We start from the raw sequence: 22,122 nt of genomic DNA on the forward strand, positions 1-22,122 counted from the left end.
CATAGTAATCAATATGTTACACTATTAACGGCTCTCGTCGTTATTCATGCTCTCATTTTCTTCATGTCTGGAGCATGGTGACAACAACTTGATTTATTGTTGTTTTTGAGTTTTAGTTCAGGCACTATCTAGTAGTCCATTCGCAAAATAACGTTACATTTACGCGGTGGCAATTTCTTCCATTTTGTACCGCCACCGAAATACCACGGGATCTTTGTTGATTTCCTCGATTCCCTGGTAAATCCGATCCACGAGCTCTTGCTTTGAATCAACGCGGATGTGACAGAGAAAGGATCTGGCGATCTTGCTGAAAAACGATTCGATAAGGTTGAGCCAGGAACCATGCTTCGGTGTGAAAAAAAAATGGAATCGGTTCGGTCGTGATTTAAGATATAGAGAACTTTATACTAGTCGATTTCATCAACGGCTTCTCCGAGAACATCCGCAAGATTTTCGAACGTTTCGAGTTTGACAAGGAGATCGAAAAGCTCGAAGAGGCCAACCGCCTCTACCAGTACGAGATCAACTTCAACCGCGAATTCTGCCAGTACCAGCCGCCGCGCCCTCAGGCCGAGATCGATGCCGAGCTTGCGGCGGTGGAGAAGCGGATCATGCCACTCCTGCGGGAGGTGACGGAGTGAAAGGACTGATCCACGAAATCCGTGATCTGATTCAGTCCGCCCGCCGGGCGGTGGTTCACTCGGTTGATCTGATTCAGGTCATGACCAATTTCGAGATAGGTCGGCGCATCGTTGAGCACGAACAGGGTGGCGAGGAACGAGCGGAATACGGCAAAGCTCTGCTCAAGGAGATTTCAGAAGGCTTAACAGCAGAGTTCGGACGGGGTTTTTCTGAGCGAAATTTGAGAAGTATGCGCAAGTTTTATCAGATCTACAGTGACCGGTCTGCCAGGATTCGGCAGATAGCATCTGCCGAATTGCCAATGAATGGAAAATCGCAGACATCGTCTGGGAAATTGGCGCATGCCGCGCAACCACCAACGATTTTCAATACTACTCAACCTCGAGTGCGAATACATGAAGCCGGTCCAACTCGGTTGACGCACCAGCAACGACCTGGATGTCATCCGGGGCACCGGATTCGACATCGGCTGGCAACGCAACACCCACACCAAGAGCTTCGAATACCCGATCAGCAGAAAAGAAATGTTTAAAGAGATATTTTCTCTTTTAAGTTGTCTTTCAGGGCAAAAATTTCTATATTACTACCATGACAAAACGAACATTTCTCTTTAAGTTCAGGCAATATAATGATAGTCAGCTTCTCACTCGAAAACTGGATGTCTTTCCGCAACCAGGTCACATTTTCAATGGTCGCCAGCAGGGAACGTCAGCATGGAGACAGGATCCCCAAACTCGGCAAATACCAGACGAGAATTCTTCCGGTTGCGGCTATTTACGGCGGCAACGCATCGGGTAAAACCAATTTTTTCAAGGCTCTCAATTTCGCTAAGGCGCTGGTTGTCAAGGGTAGCCAGCCCGACAGCCTGATTCCTGCCGAGCCATTCCGGCTGGACGCCAGGTTGGCCGAGCAACCGTCAAGGTTTGGCTTCGAGCTGCTGATCGACGAGATCATGTACGAGTTCAGCTTCGCGGTCACCCGAAAGGCGGTTCTGGAAGAGAAGCTGGTGGTCGTCACCAGTACCAGCGAAAAAGTGTTGTACCACCGTCATCTTGGCGCCCCCAACTTCGATGATTCCCTTGCCAAGGATCAATACCTCCAGTTCGCTTTCAAAGGCACCCGGGACAACCAACTCTTTCTGACCAACTCAGTCTCCCAGAAGGTCGACAACTTCCGGCCGGTCTACGACTGGTTCAAGGGCACCCTCGAGCTGGTCGCGCCCGATTCTCGCTTCGAACCTTTCGAGCAATTCCTCGATGAGGGGCATCCGCTCTACTCGACCATGAACGAGATGTTGCCGCAGCTTGACACCGGTATCGCGCACCTGGGTGGTGAAGATATTCCTTTCGAGAACATTCCGCTGCCCGAACCACTGAAAACAAAGCTGCAGGAAGATGTGAAGGAAGGCATGACCGTTCGGCTACTGACCGAGCCGATCAACGAGCGATTCGTGTTGTCCCGCAAAGGTGGCGAGCTGATCGCCAAGAAACTGGTGACATATCATCCGAAGGCGGATGGTACGGAAGCCAAGTTCGAAATCCGTCAGGAGTCGGACGGCTCGCAGCGGGTGATCGATCTGCTGCCCGCGTTTCTTGAACTCTCGGCCCAGATTTCGAAAAAGGTCTACGTGATCGACGAGATCGATCGTAGCCTGCACACACTGCTGACACGCAGATTGCTCGAGGCGTACCTCGTCAACTGCTCCACGAAAACCAGAACGCAGTTACTGCTGACCACCCATGACGTGCTCCTCATGGACCAACAACTTCTGCGCCGTGACGAAATGTGGGTAGCCGAAAGAGACGCCACCGGAGCTTCGAATCTACTCTCCTTCAGCGAGTACAAGGATGTCCGATACGACAAGGATATCCGCAAGAGCTACCTGCAGGGGCGACTGGGTGGAATCCCCCGGATTGTTTTGGGAGGTACTTTGACCAATCCCTGCCTCACCAAAAAAAGTGAGGGGGATGGCTGATGCCAACGAAGAGACGCAAATTCCAAAGGCCTCTTGGCAAGCGTCGCTACCGTAAGCTGTTCGTGATCGCGGTGGAAGGCATAAAGACCGAGCCACGGTATTTCGCCATTTTCAATGACCAGCAATCGGTGATCCGGGTGAACTGCCTTAAAGGCAGTCACGATAGCTCCCCAACGCAAGTGCTGAAGCGGATGGAGGATCATCTCCGGCAGGAAGAGCTGAGATCCTCCGACGAAGCCTGGCTGGTGGTGGACAAGGATCAATGGACCGACGAACAGTTGACGCAGCTTCATTCCTGGGCTCAGCCACGCGACAATTTCGGCTTCGCCCTCAGCAACCCCAAGTTTGAATACTGGCTGCTGCTCCATTTCGAGAACGGCATCGGTATCGCATCGTCACGGGATTGCAGTGACCGGCTGAAGCGGCACCTTCCAGGTTACGATAAGGGGATCAACGCACGCCAGATCACCAGTGCTCGGATCGATGAAGCCATCCGCCGCGCCAAGCTGCGAGACAACCCTCCTTGTACCGACTGGCCACGCGCCCTTGGCGGCACCACGGTTTACAAGCTGATCGAAAACATTCTCCGGGTCCGAACCTAATAGGTTTAAGATTCAGGGAAACAGTAACCTGAATCCGTGACGGCTGGACTCTTGTTTTAGATATATCTTGCTGTAATCATGTTTTAATTGGAGCGGAATCCTTGGCACTAAATTTCACCAGCCGCCCTTCGGGGCATCCGTCCGCACGCCATCTTCGTTGCCCGTAACCGTCCGATAAAGTGTACTTTAATCGAACGGCCACGAACAACGAAGCTGACGCACGGACGAACGCTCACGGATTCAGGAGTAATGCTGGCGTAGATGAGATGCTCTTTGATGTCGTCTATGCTACCTGTTATGATGATGACGATTTACGCTCACTGGCGCAGAATTTGGAGGCAATGAAGGGCGAATGGAAGGCGGCTGGCATTGATGGAGAAATGTGTACCATGAACCGTGGAAAGAAGAAACAAATCGACCCCTTGGCACAGGCCATCGCAGCGGCCCTGGCTCCCGGAAAATTCATCTCCCACGCGACGACCTGGTCGTTCGTGGACGATGTTGAGGATCTTGCCGGTGACATTGCAAAAATCATTGATACAGAGCCGGAACGGGCCGCGCTGTTGTTTGAGACCTTCATTGCCGCGTGCCACGAAAAAGCGGAGGAGATCGACGACTCCAGCGGTAATTTCGGTATGCTGGTTGAGAGATTGTTTCTTGACTGGATCAAATCCCGCCAGGCCGCAAAGCATGATCCGGATGAGACCGCAAAGCTTTTGTTTACCTGGATGGAAAACGATCCCCATGGATTCTGTTACAACCTTGAGCGCCAGCTTGTCAAAGTCCTCGACAAAAAGGGCTTGGCCGCCTTGGTCGGCCAAATTCGTGCCAGGTTCGAATCCGTGCCGAGCCGGGATGAACAACGCTCTCCCGCATACGCACACCGCAAATGGGGCGGTGTGCTGAAAACCCTTCTTGCCGGCAAGCGCGATATCGAAGCGTATAAAGCCCTTTGCGAGCAGACCGAATTCAAGCCCCAGGACTGCCTGGCTATCGCCAAAATTTACCACAATCGGAGGCGACGGCAAGATGCACTCGCTTGGGTTGAGCGCGGGCTGGCGATTGCATCCTCGGATCGGCGAAGATCATTTGATGACCACGAACTCCGGCAGATGCAGCGAGCCCTGTTGGCCAAAATCGGCCGACCTGGAGACGCACTCCAATCAGCCTGGGCCGAATATGAGGCATATCCTTCCATCTTCACCTACAAGGAGTTGATGCGCTACGTACCTGAACAAGAGAAAATATCCTGGCACCAAAAAGCCATGCAGGTATCGGAAAAGGGGGATCTGACCACGCAGATTGAACTCTGGCTTAAGATGAAAGAGATCGATCGGCTCGTATCGCGCCTGCGTAAGGCAACGCGTCAGGAGCTGGAAGATCTCAGTCATTTCACGGCTGAACCGTTGGCAAAAAAGCTCAAGCGGTCTCATCCCGATATCTCCGCCAGAGTCTATTGCGCGCTCTGCATGCGGATCATCAATGCGGGCAAGAGCAAGTATTACGACGCGGCGCTCGACAACATTAAGAGTGCCAAAAAATGCTACGATAAAGCCGGGCTCAACGCCGACTGGCAGGCGGTGGTTGCCGATGTGCGCCAAAGGCATTGCAGGAAGAAAGGGTTCATGGCTGCATTCGAGGATATCGTTTCCGGTGCACTCAGACATGTTTAACCGCCATTTCTGGAACACTTGAATCCGTGACGGCTGGACACTTTTTGGGATATATCCTGCTGTAAATGAGCTGTTATGTGGACAGGGGTGGACGATGTGGTCATGATGCAGGTGACATTTGTGTGGACGAGTGGCCGCGGTGAACAGAGCGGAGAAGGGCAAGGAGAGTACCGTGTCTGAACTGAAACTGATCCCTCAACACGGAGGCTATCGGAAGCTGAAAAGCTTTCAGGTGGCGCAACTGTGTTACGACATTACGGTGCGATTCTCCAATCGCTATATCGACAAGTTCAGCCGCACTCGCGACCAGATGGTCCAGGCGGCGCGCTCGGGCGTGCAGAACATCGCCGAAGGCTCGCAGGCCTCGGCGACCTCGAAAAAGATCGAGCTCAAGCTCACCCAGGTGAGCCCGTGCCAGCCTGGAGGAGTTGAAGCTCGATTATGAGGATTTTCTGCGGCAGCGTGGGCTGAAGCAATGGGAGCGGGAAAACCCGCTGCGGCAGGCGCTGATTGACCGGCGCTGTCAGACTGCCGACGAAGTCGCGGTCTGGGTGATGGAGGTTGCAAAGCGAAGTGGAAATAGTGGACAAAGCTTAAAACCATCTACCGTGTCCACAACGTCTACGCTGTCCACCAGAATCTACCCCGAACTTTCGGCGAACGCCGCACTGGTGCTCCTGGCAGTTGCCTGTTCACTTCTCGACCGTCAAGTCGAGCGGCTGGCCCAGGATTTCGCGAACGAAGGCGGTTTCACGGAGCGCCTGTATCGCGTGCGCACCGCACATCGGCAAAAGCAGAAGCAATCATAACAGAAGCGTGGCCAAACACACAGGTGTAAATTCAGAAGTCGGTTACGATGCAACGCATACCCCCTGGATGAAAAACTCATGCCTCTTGACTATACCACATTGGAGCTGCTCCGCCTGAACCACCCGGCCTGGCGATTGCTGCGTGCCCAGCATGCGCCCCTGGTGGCCAGTTTTCTCCACCGGGTGTTCATCGTGCCCAATGTCCGCAATCTGTCCCAGGCCGACCTGGTGGAAACGCTGGAAGATGAGCTTTTCGCCCTGCGTGAGCAGCTGGGGGCCGAGACCTTTCCCGGGACCGCTCAGGGCTATCTCAACGACTGGGCGGAAAATGACAAGGGATGGCTGCGCAAGTTCTATCCACCCGGGACGGACGAACCGCACTTCGACCTGACTCCGGCAACGGAAAAGGCCCTGGCCTGGCTGGAAAACCTCAGCGAACGGGCCTTTGTCGGCACGGAATCGCGCCTGCTCACCTTGTTTGCCCTGCTGCGGCAGATGAGTGAAGGAAGCCAGACCGATCCACAGGTACGCATCGCCGAACTCCACAAACGACGCAACGATATTGATGCGGAAATTGCCCGCATCCTGGCCGGTGATATGCCGCTTCTGGATGACACGGCCCTGAAGGATCGTTTCCAGCAGTTTCTCCAGTTGGCGCGGGAACTGCTGGCTGATTTCCGGGAAGTGGAGCATAATTTCCGCACCCTCGATCGCCGGGTGCGCGAGCGTATAGCCCTTTGGGAAGGGACCAAGGGAGCGCTGCTCGAAGAGATCATGGGCGAGCGGGACGCCATCGCCGATTCGGATCAGGGAAAAAGCTTTCAGGCCTTCTGGGATTTTCTCATGTCCCAGTCCAGACAGGAAGAGTTGAGCCGGCTGCTGGAACAGGTTTTGTCCCTGCCGCCGATTGCCGCCATGCACCCCGAAACCCGTCTGCTGCGGGTGCATTACGACTGGTTGGAGGCCGGCGAGTATACCCAGCGGACCGTTGCCCGGCTTTCCGAGCAGTTACGCCGGTTTCTCGATGATCAGGCATGGTTGGAGAACCGGCGTATCATGGACATCCTCCACGGCATCGAAAACCATGCCCTGGCGCTGCGGGAACAGTATCCATCCGGTCATGTCATGCCCCTGGCCGAGACCTCCGCCACCATCGACCTCCCCCTGGAGCGTCCCCTGTATCGAGCGCCGCACAAAGCGCTTATTACCGACATGGTGCCAGGGGAAGGGGATGCGGATGTGGACACTGCAGCCCTCTATGCCCAGGTCGTGGTTGACCGGACCGAACTGACCAGAAATATCCGCCAGGAGTTACAGAACCGCAGCCAGATCAGCCTGGCCGAGGTGGTTGCCCACCATCCCCTGCGTCATGGCCTGGTCGAGCTGGTCGCCTATCTGCAATTGGCTGGAGAATGGCCCGGGACAGCCGTTGATGATGAAGTCCGGGAACAGATCCACTGGCTGACCGATGAAGGGATCATGCGCCGGGCGACCCTGCCGCGTATTCTCCTGCTGAGGACCTGAGCATGTATCATGCTGACAATGCAGCCGAGCATCCGGCTGATTCACCCCACGAACTCTCCACCGTGGTCATTCCCCTGCTCAAGGGCGTGATCTATCAGGAAGAGAACCCCGGCCTGTGGGGGGCGCTCCTCAACCTGCAGGCTAATGTCCGCGACTACGTGGCTGTGCTCGGTTTGGATCTGGTGCTCGATGAGGCGGAAGGATACGCTTTTTTACGCTCCCGCCGGGATGAGGGGGACAACGGGACCCCGGCCATCCCGCGTCTGGTGGCCCGGCGGCAACTCTCCTATCCGGTCAGCCTGCTGCTGGCGCTGTTGCGGAAGAAACTGGCCGAGTTCGATGCCGGGGGTGGTGAAACCCGCCTGATCCTTTCCCGTGATGAGGTGGTGGAGTTGATTCGGATTTTTCTCCCGGCCGGCAGCAATGAAGTCAAACTGATCGATCAGGTCGATGCCACCCTGAACAAAATCGCTGAGTTGGGCTTTATCCGCCGCCTGCGTGGCCAGGGGCAGATGATCGAAGTACGCCGGATCATCAAAGCCTTTGTCGACGCGCAATGGCTGGCCGACTTCGAGCAGCGACTGGAAGAATACCGCAACCAGGGTGCCGCAACCACGCCGGGAGACCAGGATGGCTGAACCGAGACTTCTGGAGTTTCTAACCGATGACCAATTGGCCGGGTTTCGCCTGCAACGGCTCGAGGTCTTCAACTGGGGTACCTTCGACGGCCGGGTATGGACACTGCGCCTGGGGGGCAGGAACAGTCTGCTTACCGGTGACATCGGTTCCGGAAAATCGACCCTGGTCGACGCCGTCACCACCTTGCTGGTCCCCAGCCATCGCGTTGCCTACAACAAAGCGGCGGGCGCCGACAGCCGCGAGCGGGATCTGCGCTCCTATGTGCTCGGCCATTATAAATCGGAACGCCAGGAGACCCTTGGCAGCGTCAAGCCTGTCGCTCTGCGGGGTCTCAACAGTTATTCGGTGCTTCTCGGGGTCTTTTTCAACGCCGGATACAACAAAACCGTCACCCTGGCCCAGGTCTTCTGGATGAAGGACGCAAATGCGCAACCCGCCCGCCTCTATGCCTCATGTGAACGAGACCTCACCATTGCCGCTGATTTTTCCGGATTCGGCAGCGAGATGGTCGGCCTGCGCAAACAACTGCGCGCACGCAGTATCGAATTGTTCGACAGCTTTCCTCCCTACTGCGCGTGGTTCCGTCGACGTTTCGGCATCGACAACGAGCAGGCCCTGGACCTGTTCCATCAAACCGTATCGCTCAAATCGGTGGGCAATCTGACCCATTTCGTGCGCAGCCATATGCTGGAGCCCTTTGATGTCGCCCCCCGCATCCAAGCGCTGATCGGCCACTTTGAAGACCTCAACCGGGCCCATGCGGCGGTGCTCAAGGCCAAACGGCAGGTTGAAATGCTGACGCCACTGGTGGCTGACTGCGGGCAGCACCAGGAACTGATCCTGGCGACGGACAACCTGCGCGCCTGCCGTGACGCCCTGCGCCCCTGGTTTGCCACCCTCAAGCTGGATCTGCTGGATAAACGCCTCTCTATCCTGGAAGAAGAGCTGCACCGGCATCGGGTTGCCATCGAAGGGCTGCAGGAACAGCGGCGAAATCAGCAGGAACAGGAGCGTGAACTTCGCCGCTCCATCGCGGAAAACGGCGGCGATCGGATCGAGAGTATCGGCCTGGAGATAGGTCGGCAAGAGGATCTGTTGAGCCGTCGCAAACAGAAGGCCGCCAGGTATGAGGAGTTGGTGCGGGCATTGGGGGAGCATCCCCCGGCTACCTCGGAGGATTTTCTCCGCCAGCGTGCCGATGCGGAACGGTTACGTGAATCCACCGAACAAAGTGAAGTCCGGGTGCAGAACGAGCTCAATGAAACCGGCGTCTTTTTTGCCCAGGGGCGGCAGGACCATGAACAGCTGCAAGCTGAAATCAAGGGATTGAAAGCCCGCCTCAGCAATATCGACGAAAAACAGATCGCCATGCGGCGTTCCTTGTGCAGCGCGCTCCATGTACCGGAAGAAGAGATGCCCTTTGCCGGTGAACTGCTGCAGGTCCGCGAGGACGAACGTGATTGGGAGGGTGCCATTGAACGTCTGCTCCACGGCTTCGGCCTGTCCCTTCTGGTACCGGATCGCTGGTACGCCCAAGTCGCGGAGTGGGTTGACCGTACCCATCTGCGGGGCAGGCTGGTCTATTTTCGCGTCCGCGAAAAGGTGCGGGGCGAGTTGCCGTCGCTCCATCCCGATTCCCTGGTCAAAAAGCTGCTGGTCAAACCTGACTCGCCTTTTTTCGAGTGGATCGAACGTGAGATCTCCCACCGCTTTGATCTGGCCTGCTGCGCGACCCAGGACCAGTTTCGCCGCGAGACCCGAGCCATCACCCTTGCCGGCCAGATCAAGGCGCCCGGGGACCGGCATGAAAAGGATGACCGCCATCGCCTCGATGATCGAAGCCGTTATGTGCTGGGGTGGAGCAATGCCGAAAAAATCAGGGTCTTGGAGGAAAAAGCCAACCGGCAGCAAAAAAACCTGGCCGAACTTGCCGCTCGTATCAGTACGCTGCAACAAGAACAACTGACCCTCAAGGAGCGGTTGTCGATCCTCTCAAAACTGGGGGAATACAACCATTTCCTTGAGCTTGACTGGCAACCCGTGGCCATCGCCATCGCCAGGCTGGAAACGGAAAAACGTGCCCTTGAGGCCGCTTCGGACCTGCTGCAAACCCTCACCGCTCAATTGACCGCACTGGAAAAGGCTTTACGGGAAACGGAGCACCAGCTTGACCAACGCAAGGACAAACACTCAAAAACCGAACAGAAAATCAGTGTTGCCGAAGAACTGCAGCGCCAGGCGCGCGACCACGCAACAGCACTCCCCGAAGATGCCGCCAATCGGTTCACCATGCTGGAAGGGATGCGCAATGAAGCCCTTGGCGATCAGGTGCTGACGATTGAATCCTGTGACAATCGCGAACGTGAGATGCGCGACTGGCTGCAGACCAGAATCGACGCCGAAAGTCGCAAACTGGCCAGACTGAGCGAGAAAATCATCAGGGCGATGACCGAATACAAGCAGGAATATGACCTGGAAACACGTGACGTTGACGTCAACCTGGCGGCTGGTCCCGAATACCGCTCCATGCTGGCGCAACTCCAGGCCGACGATCTGCCTCGCTTTGAAAACCGCTTCAAGGAACTGCTCAACGAGAACACCATCCGCGAGGTAGCAAACTTCCAATCCCAGCTGGCGCGCGAACGTGAGACCATCAAGGAACGGATCGCCCGGATCAACGAGTCACTCACCCAGATCGACTACAACCCCGGCCGCTATATCAGCCTCGAGGCGCAGATGAACCTTGATGCCGACATCCGTGCCTTCCAGGCAGAGTTGCGTGCCTGTACCGAGGGCGCTCTCACCGGCTCGGAGGAGGCCCAGTACTCGGAAGCCAAATTTCTGCAGGTGAAGCGAATCATCGAGCGCTTCCGCGGCCGGGAAGGATACACCGACCTGGATCGACGCTGGACCGCCAAGGTGACCGATGTGCGCAACTGGTTTGTTTTTGCCGCCAGCGAGCGCTGGCGGGAAGACAACAGCGAGCATGAACATTATGCCGATTCAGGGGGCAAATCAGGGGGGCAGAAGGAAAAACTCGCCTACACGGTGCTGGCCGCCAGCCTGGCGTATCAGTTTGGCCTGGAATGGGGGGCGGTGCGCTCGCGCTCCTTCCGCTTCGTGGTGATCGACGAGGCCTTTGGCCGCGGTTCCGACGAATCAGCCCAGTATGGACTGGAGCTTTTCAAGCAACTCAATCTGCAGCTGCTGATCGTCACCCCACTGCAGAAGATCCATATCATCGAACCTTTTGTAGCCGGAGTCGGCTTTGTCCACAATGAGGACGGCCGTCATTCCGTCCTGCGTACTCTCAGCATCGAGGAATATCGCGCCGAGAAGCAACGGGTACAGGGATGAGATGGACAACCCCGGATGATATTAAAAACCAGGTGCGGAAGCTGTGGAATCGCGGCTTGCTGCTGACCTCCCTCTGCGGCGGCGAGGAAATCTTCCCTCGTCGGTTCCCACTCAAAGGGCCTGATTCCCGGGAGCTGAGCGAACGGTTCCCGGAGGTGCGCGACTGGATCGGCCAATTGGCCGCGGCCGCCGGCTGTTACCGGATTGTCTGGCGCAGGATCAACCATCGTGTCCTGGGGAGCAATGACCTCCCAGCGGCGATCTGGATCGATACCTTGGAGGATGCCCTGGGACTGATCAATAAACGCCGGCCAGCGGAACAGTTCACCGCCCTGGTCGCCCTGACCACGGCACGGCAGCCGCAACTGCTCGCCTGGCTGGCAAAACGCCCCTTGCGTGCCTTGGAGTTGGCTGAAGACTGGCCACGGCTGCTGGCGTTTACCCTCTGGATGCGCCAACACCCCCGTCCGGGGCTGTATCTGCGCCAGGTTGACCTGCCCGGGGTGCATACCAAGCTGATTGAAGGATACCGGGGTGTCCTGACGGAACTGCTTGACCTTGTCCTGCCGGCGGAGGCCATTGAGACGGACAGCACCGGCATCGGTGGTTTTTATCGCCGTTATGGTTTTTCGGAGAAACCAGCCAGGGTTCGCTTTCGCCTGCTGGATCCGAGCAAAAATCTGCTGCCCCCTGGGCTAGGTCAGGATATCACCGTAACCCAGACCTCCTTCGCCCACCTGGAATTACCCGTTACCAAGGTGTTCATCACCGAAAATGAAATCAACTTTCTGGCTTTTCCCGATGTCCCCGATGCCATGGTGATTTTTGGGGCTGGATACGGTTTCCAACATCTCGCCGCCGCCACCTGGCTGCAGACCAGGGCAATCTACTATTGGGGGGATATCGATACCCACGGCTTTGCTATTCTCAACCAGTTCCGAGGATTTTTTCCCCACAGCCTGTCCTTCCTCATGGATCGGCAAACACTCCTGGAGCACCGGCCGTTATGGGGCTTTGAAGCCCAGCCTGAAAGCGGTAACCTTACCTGTCTGCGCACAGAGGAACAGAGCCTTTACGATCAATTGCGCCGGAATCACTGGGGGGAGCATATTCGCCTCGAGCAGGAACGGATCGGCTTTGCTTATGTACTTGATGCCTTGCGGTCATTGTGAGGAAACCCTTTTAACCATAACATCACTTGAAAACAGGGACAAAATTGTCTCGATAAAAAATAAGTCCATTTTTTATCGACAATATGGTAACCAATCACCTCGTTTTCCGGGACAGGGACACTCCCGCGGCAAGACCAGAGTGCAGCCCAACACGGCTTCCCTGCTCCAGCCCTGAATCCGTGACGGCTGGACTCTTGTTTCGGTTATATCTTTCTGTAATCATTTTATAATTGCAGCGGAATCCTTGACAATGCCTTTCACCAGCCGCCCTTCGGGGCATCCGTCCGCACGCCATCTTCATTGCCCGTAACCGTCCGATAAAGTACACTTTAATCGAACGGCCACGGACAACGAAGTTGACGCACGGACAAACGCTCACGGATTCAGGCCATCGTTAAACAACAACAGGCGGAAAAGCTATGCCAGATATCAATCGCTCTTCGTGCGGAGACCTCCGCTCGACCCACGTGGGCCGCGAGGTACGCCTTGCCGGCTGGGTGGATGCTCTCCGGGATCATGGGGATGTCCAGTTCATCCACCTGCGGGATCGTTCAGGGGTCGTGCAGGTGGTTTTCAGTCCCGAGGTCAGCCCCGCCGGGGCCTGTGAGTTGTCCCGGTCCCTCAAAAACGAGTTCTGTGTCGAGATACGGGGCACCGTGGCCACCCGCGCCCAGGGCACGGAAAATCCCCACATCGAAACAGGAACCATCGAGCTCATGGCCCGGGAACTGACCATCCTCAGCCGCGCCGCGACCCTCCCTTTTCCCGTGTCGGAAAAGGCCATGGTCGCCGATGGTGGCCACAAACGGGCTGAAACCGTTGCCGAAGACCTCAGGCTCCAGTACCGCTACCTGGATCTGCGCCGCCCCGCCATGCAGGACAACCTGGGCAGACGCTACCGCATCATCAAGACCGCCCGGGACTATCTCGACGAACAGGGCTTCATCGAGGTGGAAACCCCCATGCTCACCAAGAGCACCCCGGAGGGGGCGCGGGACTATCTGGTGCCAAGCCGCCACTTCCCGAGGAAATTTTACGCCCTGCCCCAGTCTCCCCAGCTGTTCAAGCAACTGCTGATGGTGGCTGGTTTTGAACGCTACTTCCAGGTGGTGCGCTGTTTCCGGGATGAAGATCTCCGCCCCAACCGCCAACCTGAATTCACCCAACTGGACCTGGAAGCCTCTTTTCTCGATGAAACCTCCATCCGCGATCTCACCGAGGAAATGGTCTGGCGCATGTTTCGCGTGGGGGGCATCGAGCTGCCGCGCCCCTTTCCCCTCATGACCTATCAGACAGCCATGGACGGATACGGCACGGATCGCCCGGACCTGCGCTTCGGCCTGCAATGCATCGAGGCAACGGATATCTTCCAGCACACCGGCTACAGTATCTTCAAGCAGATCCTCCAGCGGGGCGGGTCCATCAAGGGCATCAATGTGCGCGGACAATCAGAACAGCTCAGTAAAAACGTGCTCCAGAACGAATACGCCAAAGAGATTGTGCCCTCCTTCGGCGCCAAGGGCATGACCTGGATGCGGGTCATGGACGGAGATCTTGACTCCAACATTGTCCAGTTTTTCAGTGACCAGGAAAAACAGGCCATCATCGAACGTTTCGATGCGCGCGGCGGCGATGTTCTCCTGCTGATTGCCGATCCATCCTACGACACAGTGGTCTCCGCCCTGGGACAGTTGCGGCTCCATCTGGGCCATCGCCTGGGATTGATTTCTCCGGCGAGCTTCTGCCCCGTATGGGTAACCGATTTTCCGCTCTTTACAGCCACCGAGGAAGGTGTCACCTCGAGCCATCACCCCTTTACCGCTCCCGATCGACACGATTTTGACCCCACCGATGACCAGGGACTGCTCAGGCTGCGTTCCCGTGCCTATGATCTGGTGGTCAACGGAGAAGAATTGGGCGGCGGCAGTATCCGCATCCACGACAAGGAACTGCAGCTCAAGGTCTTCCGCGCCCTCGGCCTTGCCGATGATGATATTGACAACAAGTTCGGTTTTTTTCTTCAGGCCCTCGACTACGGCGCGCCACCCCACGGCGGACTGGCCCTGGGCCTGGACCGGGTAGTGGCCATGGTCCTGGGTACCACCTCCATCCGGGAGGTCACGGCCTTTCCTAAAAACCGCAGTGCCTTTTGTCCGCTCACCCAGGCTCCAGCCGATGTTTCCCAGGAGCAGTTGCGGGAACTTGATCTGCTGGGCATGGCAGCAGCCGGGACGGTACCGGGCATGGAAGAGGACCAGAAACCCATTGATACCCTCTCATGGGTGGCGCGCATCGGCCTGCGGGATGAGGAGAGACCTGTTGTCAATGAGGCGGTGGAGGAAGCCGTTCAGCTGGCCGGGTTGATGCAGCGTGCGGCCGGAAACGAAGAACCTGTCTTTACCCCGGTGACACTCAATAACCGTATGCGGCCACCGGAGCCGGCCCGCATCTGTCCTTTTGCCGAAAACGGGGAGATGTACCGGAATGCCCCATCCGTCAAAGGGGACTTCTTCAAAGTTGCCGGTGTGCTGGACCAGTGACCACCCGCCACAACCGGAAAGTCGGCGCCACGCCGCCGCAGTGATCCACTTCAGCCGCACCCCGTCAAATCCTGGAGGAAAGGTATGCAATCGGAAGTCTTTGCCCATGTAAACCCGTCACCGGACGCAGGTACCGGCCAAGGAAGCCTTGCCGGTAAACGGGTGGGTGTGCAGTCTCTGTTCAGTGTGCGGGGATGGCCGTGCACAGGCGGCTCCAAGGCACTGGATGGTTTCCAGCCCCTGGAGGATGCCACCGTGGTCCGGCTGCTCAAGGAGGCAGGGGCCGTATTCATGGGCAATACCCATGTCAGTGAACTGGGGCTGGGAATAGCTGAGGACACCTCCGCCCAGGCGGTGGCCGAAGGCCAGGTGGATGTGGCCCTGATGCTGGACACCCTTGGCGAGGCCCGAACCGCCGCGGCCCGGGCTGGCCTGTACGGGTTCAAACCCGGTTGGGGCAGGATTTCTCGCTTCGGGCTCATGGGTCTTGCCCCTTCCATGGAGTGCATCGCTCTTCTGGCCGCCGCCCCCGAGGATCTTTCCCGGGTCTATGCAGCCATCGCCCATGTCGACGAGCGTGACCCTTCCATGGTGGAGGCGCAATCACCATCGATACCGGAAGGAGGAGCGCCCCCCAGGAAGGTCCGCAGAGCCGGCTTCAACCCCGAGCTGGTTGCCCGGCTTACCCCCGGAGAACAAAAGGCTTTCTCCCGGGCCATGCTCCAACTGGAGCAGGCCGGCCTGACCCCGGTCGAAGTCTCCCTGCCGGACTGGGATCTTTTTGCACCGACCCATCAGGTAATCACTGCGGTGGAGGCCTCATCGAGTTGCGGCAAATACGACGGCGTCCGTTTCGGCCACCGGGCCTCGGGAGCAAAAAACTGGAATGAAATGTACCTGCAAACCCGAAAGGAGGCCTTTGGTCTGCTCCTGAAAACCTTTCTTTTTCAGGGGGCCTATTTTCAGTTCGAAAACTACCAGGCCTTTGAGGATGCCTGTCGGGTTCGCGGCCGACTGATCCGGATGAGCGAGCAACTCTTTGCCGATCTGGAGGTGCTGGCATTGCCCACCCTGCAGGATGGGCGGGATGCGACCGCGGTCAGGGACATCGCCTCCCTGTACCAGGCGTTTACCCTGACCCTGACGGCCAATGTCACCGGCCAGCCGGCGGTCACGATTCCCGGTTGCCTGCGTACCAATGGGCACCAGGATATCGGCTTGCAGCTCATGGGGCCACAGGGCAGCGAGACAGCCCTGCTGGCGCTGGCGCAACAGATATCGGTGCAAACGGAGGAGGTGGCATGACCCCCACAATGCAAGCGGTTATCGGATTGGAGATTCACGTTCAACTCGACTGTGCCACCAAATTGTTCTGTTCCTGTCCCAACCGGCCGGGGGATGATCCCAATAGGAATACCTGCCCCACCTGCCTCTGGCTGCCGGGCAATCTGCCCCGATTCAGCATGGAAGCTCTGGAAAAAGCCACCCTGGCCTGCCTGGCACTGAACTGCCAGGTGCAACAGGAGAGCGCCTTTGACCAGAAAGTGTATTATTACCCGGATCTTCCCAAAGGTTACCAGCTCTCCCAATTCCACCGGCCATTGGCACGACACGGCTGGCTCGATATTGTCCGCGAGGATGGCACCCCGCAACGCGTGCGCATCCACAAAATCCACATGGAAGAGGATGTCGCCCGCCTGGTGCATGAAAAAGAAGGGAGAACAACCGTGAGTTTGGTGGACTTCAACCGGGCCGGCACGCCACTGGTGGAGATCGTCACCGAACCGGATCTGCACAGTCCCGCGGATGCCATGGAGTTTCTCCGTCTGCTCAGGATGCACCTGCGCCACGCCCATTGTTCCTCGTGCAGCATGGAACAGGGCACCATGCGGGTCGATGCCAACATTTCCGTTCGCCCCCTGGGCAGCGACGAACTCAATGCCAAGGTCGAAATTAAAAACATGAATTCGATCCGGCATGTCGGCGATGCCATTGCCCATGAGACGACCCGACAGGAAACCGCTGTCAGAACCGGGGAGCCCATCGTCACCCACACCCGGCTTTGGGATCCGGATGCCCGCATCACCACCCCCATGCGGGGAAAATTCGCCGGCCCCTGTGTTCCCGACCCTTCCGTGCCGCCCATCGTCATAAGCGAGGAATGGTTGAAGGAGAGAATCCGCTGTCTGCCGGAGATGCCCGGCATCAAGACGGAGCGGTTCATCAACAGCCATGGTCTGACGCGGGAGGAAGCGCTGCAGATGAGTTCCGAGCGGGAAATCGGCCACTATTTCGAGGCTGTGCTGGCACAGCAGGCCCCTCCTCGTCTGGCGGCCCAGTGGATTGCCACCCAGTTGCTGCCTCTGCTGAAGGAACGGGGAGAATTCCCAGAGCGAATTTCCCCGGAGCCGGCTCGGTTTGCCGGTCTCCTGCGCATGCTGGACCAGGAAGAAATCAATGCCAATGCCGCTCGGGAGGTGTTACGTCAACTGCTGGACAGCACGGCCTCCGCGGCAGACATCGTGGCCGAGGGCGGTTATCGTCAGATTTCCGGAACCGATGAGCTTGAATCCCTGGTGGCGCGGGTGATTGCGGAGCACCCGACGGCAGCCGACAGTTTCCGCCAGGGAACCGCCAAGGCCATGGGGTTTCTCATGGGCAAGGCCATGCAGGCCTCGGGAGGCAAGGCCAATCCCCGCCTGCTTAAGGAACTCATGGAGCGGACCTTGACCAGATGATCGTAAGCGATCCCAGGCAGCCCATCTTTGCACGGACGAACTGCCCGCATAGAGGGGGGGCTATAGCGGCATCGAACGGTCACACACAACGAAGCTGACGCACGGACGAACGCTCACGGATTCAGGTCTTTGCAACCGGTTGCCCTCGGGGTCTGCTCCCTTCAGGTCTGGCCGGGCTTACCGGCCTTGCCAGACCGCGGGGCGTTTTTCCCTGAAAGCGGTCACTCCCTCCCTGGCATCCTCGGTGGTGCATAAACGGACAAACACCTCGTTCATGTACTCAACGGCCTTGTAATACTCGACATCCGCCGCCGAATAGAAAGCCTTTTTGGCAATCTGCATGGCAAGGGGACTCTTGGCGGCCAGGGCTTGGGCCCAGTTTCTCGCTTCCCGCTCCAACTCCTCATCGGGAACCACCCGATTGATCAGTCCCATACGTTCCGCTTCACCGGCCGGTACAAGATCTCCGGAAAAAAGCATCTCCAGCGCCTTTTTCCTGCCAATGGATTTTGCAACTGGCAGCACCGGACCGATGCAGTTGAGTCCGATGTTGATCGCGGTCAATCCGATGCGGGCCTTTTCTCCGGCAATGGCCAGATCAGCGGCGGCGACCAGGCCGGCACCGTTGGCGGCAGCCACGCCATGCACCTGGGCAATCACCGGCTTGCTTATTTTACTGATGGTCACCAGTGGGTTGATCATGCACTCGATCCATGTTCGCAATTCCTGCACCGACTTACCCTCCATGGCGCTGATATCGATTCCGGCACAGAACGCCTTGCCCGAACCTTTAAGCAAGACGACTCTGACCTTGGGATCGTCGTCAACCTCGAGAAAAGCCTTGTTCAACTCGTCGGCCAATGCAACAGTAAGGGTATTGAGCTGGTTGGGGCGGTTCAGGGTGATCTCCGCCACAAAATCATTGCCAATCGTCACTTCAATATTCGCGTATGCCATGTTGTATTCCTCCCTGTTGATTGATGCCTGAATCCGTGACGGCTGGACGCTCGACCGCCCCAGCCACCTCTCTGCCATTGACTGGAGTGCCCATCGGACCGTATCCCCGCTGACCAGCTCGTGCAAACCCAGCAACTCCGGGTTGCCCCTGTCCAACCACAATGAAGCGATGTGGCCATACCGGCGCTGACCGGCAAGGATCGACATGAGCAGCGCTCCCAACACATCAGCCTGAATCCGTGAGCGTTCGTCCGTGCGTCAGCTTCGTTGTTCGTGGCCGTTCGATGAAAGTACACTTTATCGGACGGTTACGGGCAACGAAGATGGCGTGCGGACGGATGCCCGGAAGGGCGGCTGGTGAAATTTAGCACCAAGGATTGGTGCTCCAATTAAAACATGATTACAACAAGATATATCTAAAACAAGAGTCCAGCCATCACGGATTCAGGATTAGGCTTGTCAGGGATATTACCACTGGTTTACGATACAGGCCACAAGGCAATGAGAAGTTTTCATTCGGTCCGTTGCCCCTTAACAGTGAACATCCGGCTGGTGGGACGGAACAGCTCGACCGCTGGTTTTGTACCACGGCTCCTTGGGCCACTAAAACAAAAACTGCCTCTGCCAAGTGAATGTGATTGAGCGTGACCAACCCGCGACTAAAAATAATCGTATTTTCGCTCCTCAACCGGAGAGGTCCTTCTTTTCTCCTGTTGCTGCTGCTCTTTATTCATCCCCTTGAAATATATCCGGAGACCCTGCAAGATAATCGCATCGGCCTCCTGGCCAAGCGGGGTTCGGAAATCGACGTCCAGTTGTGGACAGCCACCGCCGATTACCTCACCGCCAGATTGCCCGGCCACCGATTTCATATTGTCCCCCTTGACTTTACAGAGGTTCATGATGCCGTCCGCGAGGGGCGTATTGATTTTATTCTCGCTAATTCAGCAATGTATGTCGAGCTGGAACGACTCCATGGTGTGAGCAGAATTGCGACCATGATCAACCGGAATCTGCCGGGTCAGCAGTCAACTACTTTTGGCGGGGTTCTTTTCAGCCGGGCTGATCGCGAGGATATCGTCCAGATCAGCGACCTGAGGAATCGTCGATTCATGGCGGTGGAACCGCAATCCTTCGGTGGCTGGATTGCCTGCTGGCGGGAACTGCATGGCCTGGGCATCGACCCTCTGCGTTTTTTTGCTTCGCTTGAATTCGGCGGTACTCATGACAGCGTCGTGTATGCGGTTCAAAGCGGGGCCGTCGATGCAGGAACAGTTCGGACCGACACCCTGGAACGAATGGCGGAAGACGGGAGCATCCGTCTTGATGATTTCCACATTCTCAATGAAAAAGTTGTTCCGGGCTTTCCTTTCAAACTCAGTACAGCTCTGTACCCGGAATGGCCCATGGCAGCGCTGAAAAATACTTCCGTTGATCTTGCCCGCCAGGTGACCTCCGCCCTCCTGGCCATGGACAGTGAAGATCCCGCAGCCCAGGCAAGCAGGACCGCCGGATGGACAGTGCCGCTCAATTATCAGCCGGTCCACAACTGTCTGCTCGACCTTCGCATCGGACCCTATGTTGATTTTGGCCAGTTCACCCTTTTGGACGTCATCAGGCAATACTGGCGCCTGCTCATCCTTCTGTTGCTCGCGATCACTGCTGTCATCGCGACATCTCTGTATATCATGCAACTGAACCGGCGACTTCATCTTAAAATGGACGAGGTGGACGAACTCAACACGACCCTTGAGGCCAAGGTGGTCGAGCGAACCAGTCAGATTAAAACCCTGCTGAACCGAGAACACTATCTCCGTGAAATCATGGAGACGATTGCCGAGGTTAACAGCCTGCTGATTTCTTCCGCTGACTTGAATTCGCTGCTGCGCAAAGCCTGCAGGGCGATGAGTGCCCACAGTCATTATGGCTACTGCTGGATAGGCCTGTTGCGTGACAACCTGATTGACACGGTTTTCACCGCCGACGAATCAGTGCGCCTCCCCGACGCTCCACCCTATGATCCATTTGATCTTGCCGATCCGTTTGCTGCGTCATCGGCAGCCTCTTGCATAACCACAAACCAGACCGTTGTCCTGGTCAAAGGAAACCAGGAAACCACCGTCACCCCCTGGCTTGATCGGGCCAACCCTGCAAAATTCAGGGCGGTGATCGCCTTGCCCCTTCGTGCGGACCGGTACACCTCCCCTCTTGGAGCGCTCTGTGTCTATACGACCCGAGAGACAGGATTCGAGCAGGAAGAAATTGCCATGCTCGAGGAGCTGGCCGGCGACATCGGTTTTGCCATCAGTTCATTCTGGCAGAGGGAGAAGGTCTCCGGGTTGGAAAGGGAACGCGCGGAAAATTACGAGCAAACCATCCTCTCCTTTGCAGATATGATCGACCAGCGAGACACATATACAGCCGGTCATACCGAGCGCGTGGCACACTACAGCACCTTGCTTGCTGATGCCCTTGGCCTTACAGAACCACAGATCAACCTCCTCCAGAAGGCAGCCACCCTCCACGACATCGGCAAGATCGCCACACCGGATTCGATCCTGCTGAAACCCGGTAAACTTTCCGCGCTCGATTATGAATTAATCAAGCTCCATGCCTCCGCCGGCCACACCATACTGGCAAACATTCCCATGTATAAAGAGCTTTCCGAAATCATACGACATCATCACGAGCGGCATGACGGCATGGGCTACCCTGATCGTCTGCAGGGAAAGGACATTCCCCTGCTTTCCCGAATTATTACCGTTGCCGATTCGTTCGATGCCATGACCACCAATCGCATCTATAAACCGAGAAAGACCATCGACGAAGCCCTCCGGGAACTCAAGATGCTCAGTGGCAGCCAGTTTGACCCTGATCTTGTCGCGGCGGGTCTCAACGTCCTGCAAAAAGTGACGACCCCTGAATTTGTCGATCAATTGCCCAAAAACCAGATGGAACAACGCCGCTTTTCGTATTTTTTCAGTGATAAATTGACCGGGTTGTACAATGAGGATTACCTGCAGATCCTGCTGCAAAACAATCAGACCCTGAACAAATATCATTGCCTGCACAACCTGCATTTAAAAAATCTTGAACAATACAACAAGAAAAAGGGCTGGGAGCAGGGCAATGTGCTTCTGCAGAAATTTGCCAGTGAGCTTCAGTCGCGCTATCCGCAAGCGCTCCTTTTCCGGGCTTATGGCCGTGATTTTGTCCTCATCACAGCTCATCATTTTGACCTGAATGCGGATGAACTCGTTTTCAGCAGCCTCAGGGAAACAGGTGTTGCCGTGAACGCCAGTCACTTCGATTTGCGGGAAAATGCGAAATATTACATCGAAAAACTGGAAAATTTTGAAATTCAGTGCGACCTGGAAGCTTATCATTGAAAACATGCCCCTATGCCGTACAAATGGAACTCGCACGTCCATCATCAAATCAGGCCATTCACCCTTAAGGAGGGTCACCTGAGCAGAAGGTCAGGTCTTTAAATA

Annotated in this window: 14 protein-coding genes and 3 pseudogenes; 14 read left to right on the top strand and 3 right to left on the bottom strand. The window is 56.6% G+C overall.

Annotated elements, in window-relative coordinates:
* Positions 1-159 precede the first annotated feature (159 nt).
* Positions 160-393, bottom strand: a pseudogene (locus JWG43_RS14590) (IS630 family transposase); the annotation flags it as partial.
* Between the two features lie 14 nt (positions 394-407).
* On the opposite strand from JWG43_RS14590, the pseudogene JWG43_RS20275 reads away from it, so the two are divergent.
* Positions 408-641 (top strand): annotated as a pseudogene (locus JWG43_RS20275) (hypothetical protein); the annotation flags it as partial.
* Here the strand turns inward: JWG43_RS20275 and JWG43_RS19715 are convergent.
* Positions 566-760 carry a hypothetical protein gene (locus JWG43_RS19715; protein WP_240193616.1) on the bottom strand — a complete coding sequence of 65 codons (195 nt, stop codon included), beginning with the start codon at positions 758-760 and terminating at the stop codon, positions 566-568. The pseudogene JWG43_RS20275 and the gene JWG43_RS19715 sit on opposite strands and share 76 nt — an antisense overlap.
* Here JWG43_RS19715 and JWG43_RS20280 point away from each other — a divergent pair.
* The 12 genes and pseudogenes from JWG43_RS20280 to gatB all read left to right on the top strand — a co-directional run bounded on the left by JWG43_RS20280 (position 692) and on the right by gatB (position 17,671).
* Positions 692-1,174 carry a DUF1016 N-terminal domain-containing protein gene (locus JWG43_RS20280; RefSeq protein ID WP_371925200.1) on the top strand — a complete coding sequence of 161 codons (483 nt, stop codon included), beginning with the start codon at positions 692-694 and terminating at the stop codon, positions 1,172-1,174. The genes JWG43_RS19715 and JWG43_RS20280 overlap by 69 nt on opposite strands.
* Positions 1,175-1,270: 96 nt before the next feature.
* Positions 1,271-2,617, top strand: a complete 1,347-nt coding sequence (locus JWG43_RS14600; RefSeq protein ID WP_205243687.1) for an AAA family ATPase — start codon at positions 1,271-1,273, stop codon at positions 2,615-2,617.
* Positions 2,617-3,219: an RloB family protein gene (locus tag JWG43_RS14605; RefSeq protein ID WP_205243688.1), complete on the top strand. Its 603-nt coding sequence runs from the start codon at positions 2,617-2,619 to the stop codon at positions 3,217-3,219. The genes JWG43_RS14600 and JWG43_RS14605 overlap by 1 nt, the downstream gene beginning before the upstream one ends.
* 389 nt (positions 3,220-3,608) lie before the next feature.
* On the top strand, positions 3,609-4,892 hold the full coding sequence (locus JWG43_RS14610; RefSeq protein ID WP_205243689.1) for a DUF6880 family protein: 1,284 nt from the start codon (positions 3,609-3,611) through the stop codon (positions 4,890-4,892).
* 172 nt (positions 4,893-5,064) lie between these two features.
* Positions 5,065-5,701 (top strand): annotated as a pseudogene (locus tag JWG43_RS20285) (four helix bundle suffix domain-containing protein).
* A 78-nt stretch (positions 5,702-5,779) separates the two neighbouring features.
* Positions 5,780-7,225, top strand: coding sequence for a DUF3375 domain-containing protein (locus JWG43_RS14625; protein ID WP_205243692.1), 1,446 nt, complete (start codon positions 5,780-5,782; stop codon positions 7,223-7,225).
* A gap of 2 nt (positions 7,226-7,227) precedes the next feature.
* The gene (locus tag JWG43_RS14630) at positions 7,228-7,863 is read left to right on the top strand and encodes a DUF4194 domain-containing protein (RefSeq protein ID WP_205243693.1); all 636 of its coding nucleotides are present in this window, start codon (positions 7,228-7,230) and stop codon (positions 7,861-7,863) included.
* Positions 7,856-11,221, top strand: a complete 3,366-nt coding sequence (locus JWG43_RS14635) for an ATP-binding protein (RefSeq protein WP_205243694.1) — start codon at positions 7,856-7,858, stop codon at positions 11,219-11,221. Before JWG43_RS14630 ends, JWG43_RS14635 begins: the two co-directional genes overlap by 8 nt.
* Positions 11,218-12,393, top strand: coding sequence for a DUF3322 domain-containing protein (locus JWG43_RS14640; RefSeq protein WP_205243695.1), 1,176 nt, complete (start codon positions 11,218-11,220; stop codon positions 12,391-12,393). Before JWG43_RS14635 ends, JWG43_RS14640 begins: the two co-directional genes overlap by 4 nt.
* Before the next feature lie 419 nt (positions 12,394-12,812).
* Positions 12,813-14,933 (top strand): aspartate--tRNA ligase, encoded by a 2,121-nt coding sequence (gene aspS / locus JWG43_RS14645; protein WP_205243696.1) that lies wholly within the window; start codon positions 12,813-12,815, stop codon positions 14,931-14,933.
* Between the two features lie 84 nt (positions 14,934-15,017).
* Positions 15,018-16,238: an amidase gene (locus tag JWG43_RS14650; RefSeq protein ID WP_205243697.1), complete on the top strand. Its 1,221-nt coding sequence runs from the start codon at positions 15,018-15,020 to the stop codon at positions 16,236-16,238.
* Positions 16,235-17,671, top strand: a complete 1,437-nt coding sequence (gene gatB / locus JWG43_RS14655; protein ID WP_240193611.1) for an Asp-tRNA(Asn)/Glu-tRNA(Gln) amidotransferase subunit GatB — start codon at positions 16,235-16,237, stop codon at positions 17,669-17,671. The genes JWG43_RS14650 and gatB overlap by 4 nt, the downstream gene beginning before the upstream one ends.
* A gap of 177 nt (positions 17,672-17,848) precedes the next feature.
* Here gatB and JWG43_RS14660 read toward each other — a convergent pair whose 3' ends face one another.
* Positions 17,849-18,835 carry an enoyl-CoA hydratase/isomerase family protein gene (locus JWG43_RS14660; RefSeq protein ID WP_240193612.1) on the bottom strand — a complete coding sequence of 329 codons (987 nt, stop codon included), beginning with the start codon at positions 18,833-18,835 and terminating at the stop codon, positions 17,849-17,851.
* Between the two features lie 437 nt (positions 18,836-19,272).
* On the opposite strand from JWG43_RS14660, the gene JWG43_RS14665 reads away from it, so the two are divergent.
* Positions 19,273-22,017 carry a PhnD/SsuA/transferrin family substrate-binding protein gene (locus JWG43_RS14665; protein WP_205243698.1) on the top strand — a complete coding sequence of 915 codons (2,745 nt, stop codon included), beginning with the start codon at positions 19,273-19,275 and terminating at the stop codon, positions 22,015-22,017.
* Positions 22,018-22,122: the final 105 nt, after the last annotated feature.

Origin of the sequence: Desulfobulbus alkaliphilus (assembly GCF_016918545.1) — a bacterium.
Classification (GTDB): domain Bacteria; phylum Desulfobacterota; class Desulfobulbia; order Desulfobulbales; family Desulfobulbaceae; genus Desulfobulbus; species Desulfobulbus alkaliphilus.

Excerpts from the sequence above, each read along its gene's own strand:
- JWG43_RS14625 (WP_205243692.1), top strand. The coding sequence starts at position 5,780 with ATGCCTCTTGACTATACCACATTGGAGCTGCTCCGCCTGAACCACCCG.
- JWG43_RS14610 (WP_205243689.1), top strand. The coding sequence starts at position 3,609 with ATGAACCGTGGAAAGAAGAAACAAATCGACCCCTTGGCACAGGCCATC.
- gatB (WP_240193611.1), top strand. The coding sequence starts at position 16,235 with ATGACCCCCACAATGCAAGCGGTTATCGGATTGGAGATTCACGTTCAA.
- JWG43_RS14630 (WP_205243693.1), top strand. The coding sequence starts at position 7,228 with ATGTATCATGCTGACAATGCAGCCGAGCATCCGGCTGATTCACCCCAC.
- JWG43_RS14660 (WP_240193612.1), bottom strand. The coding sequence starts at position 18,835 with ATGTCGATCCTTGCCGGTCAGCGCCGGTATGGCCACATCGCTTCATTG.
- aspS (WP_205243696.1), top strand. The coding sequence starts at position 12,813 with ATGCCAGATATCAATCGCTCTTCGTGCGGAGACCTCCGCTCGACCCAC.
- JWG43_RS14600 (WP_205243687.1), top strand. The coding sequence starts at position 1,271 with ATGATAGTCAGCTTCTCACTCGAAAACTGGATGTCTTTCCGCAACCAG.
- JWG43_RS14635 (WP_205243694.1), top strand. The coding sequence starts at position 7,856 with ATGGCTGAACCGAGACTTCTGGAGTTTCTAACCGATGACCAATTGGCC.
- JWG43_RS14605 (WP_205243688.1), top strand. The coding sequence starts at position 2,617 with ATGCCAACGAAGAGACGCAAATTCCAAAGGCCTCTTGGCAAGCGTCGC.
- JWG43_RS14650 (WP_205243697.1), top strand. The coding sequence starts at position 15,018 with ATGCAATCGGAAGTCTTTGCCCATGTAAACCCGTCACCGGACGCAGGT.
- JWG43_RS14640 (WP_205243695.1), top strand. The coding sequence starts at position 11,218 with ATGAGATGGACAACCCCGGATGATATTAAAAACCAGGTGCGGAAGCTG.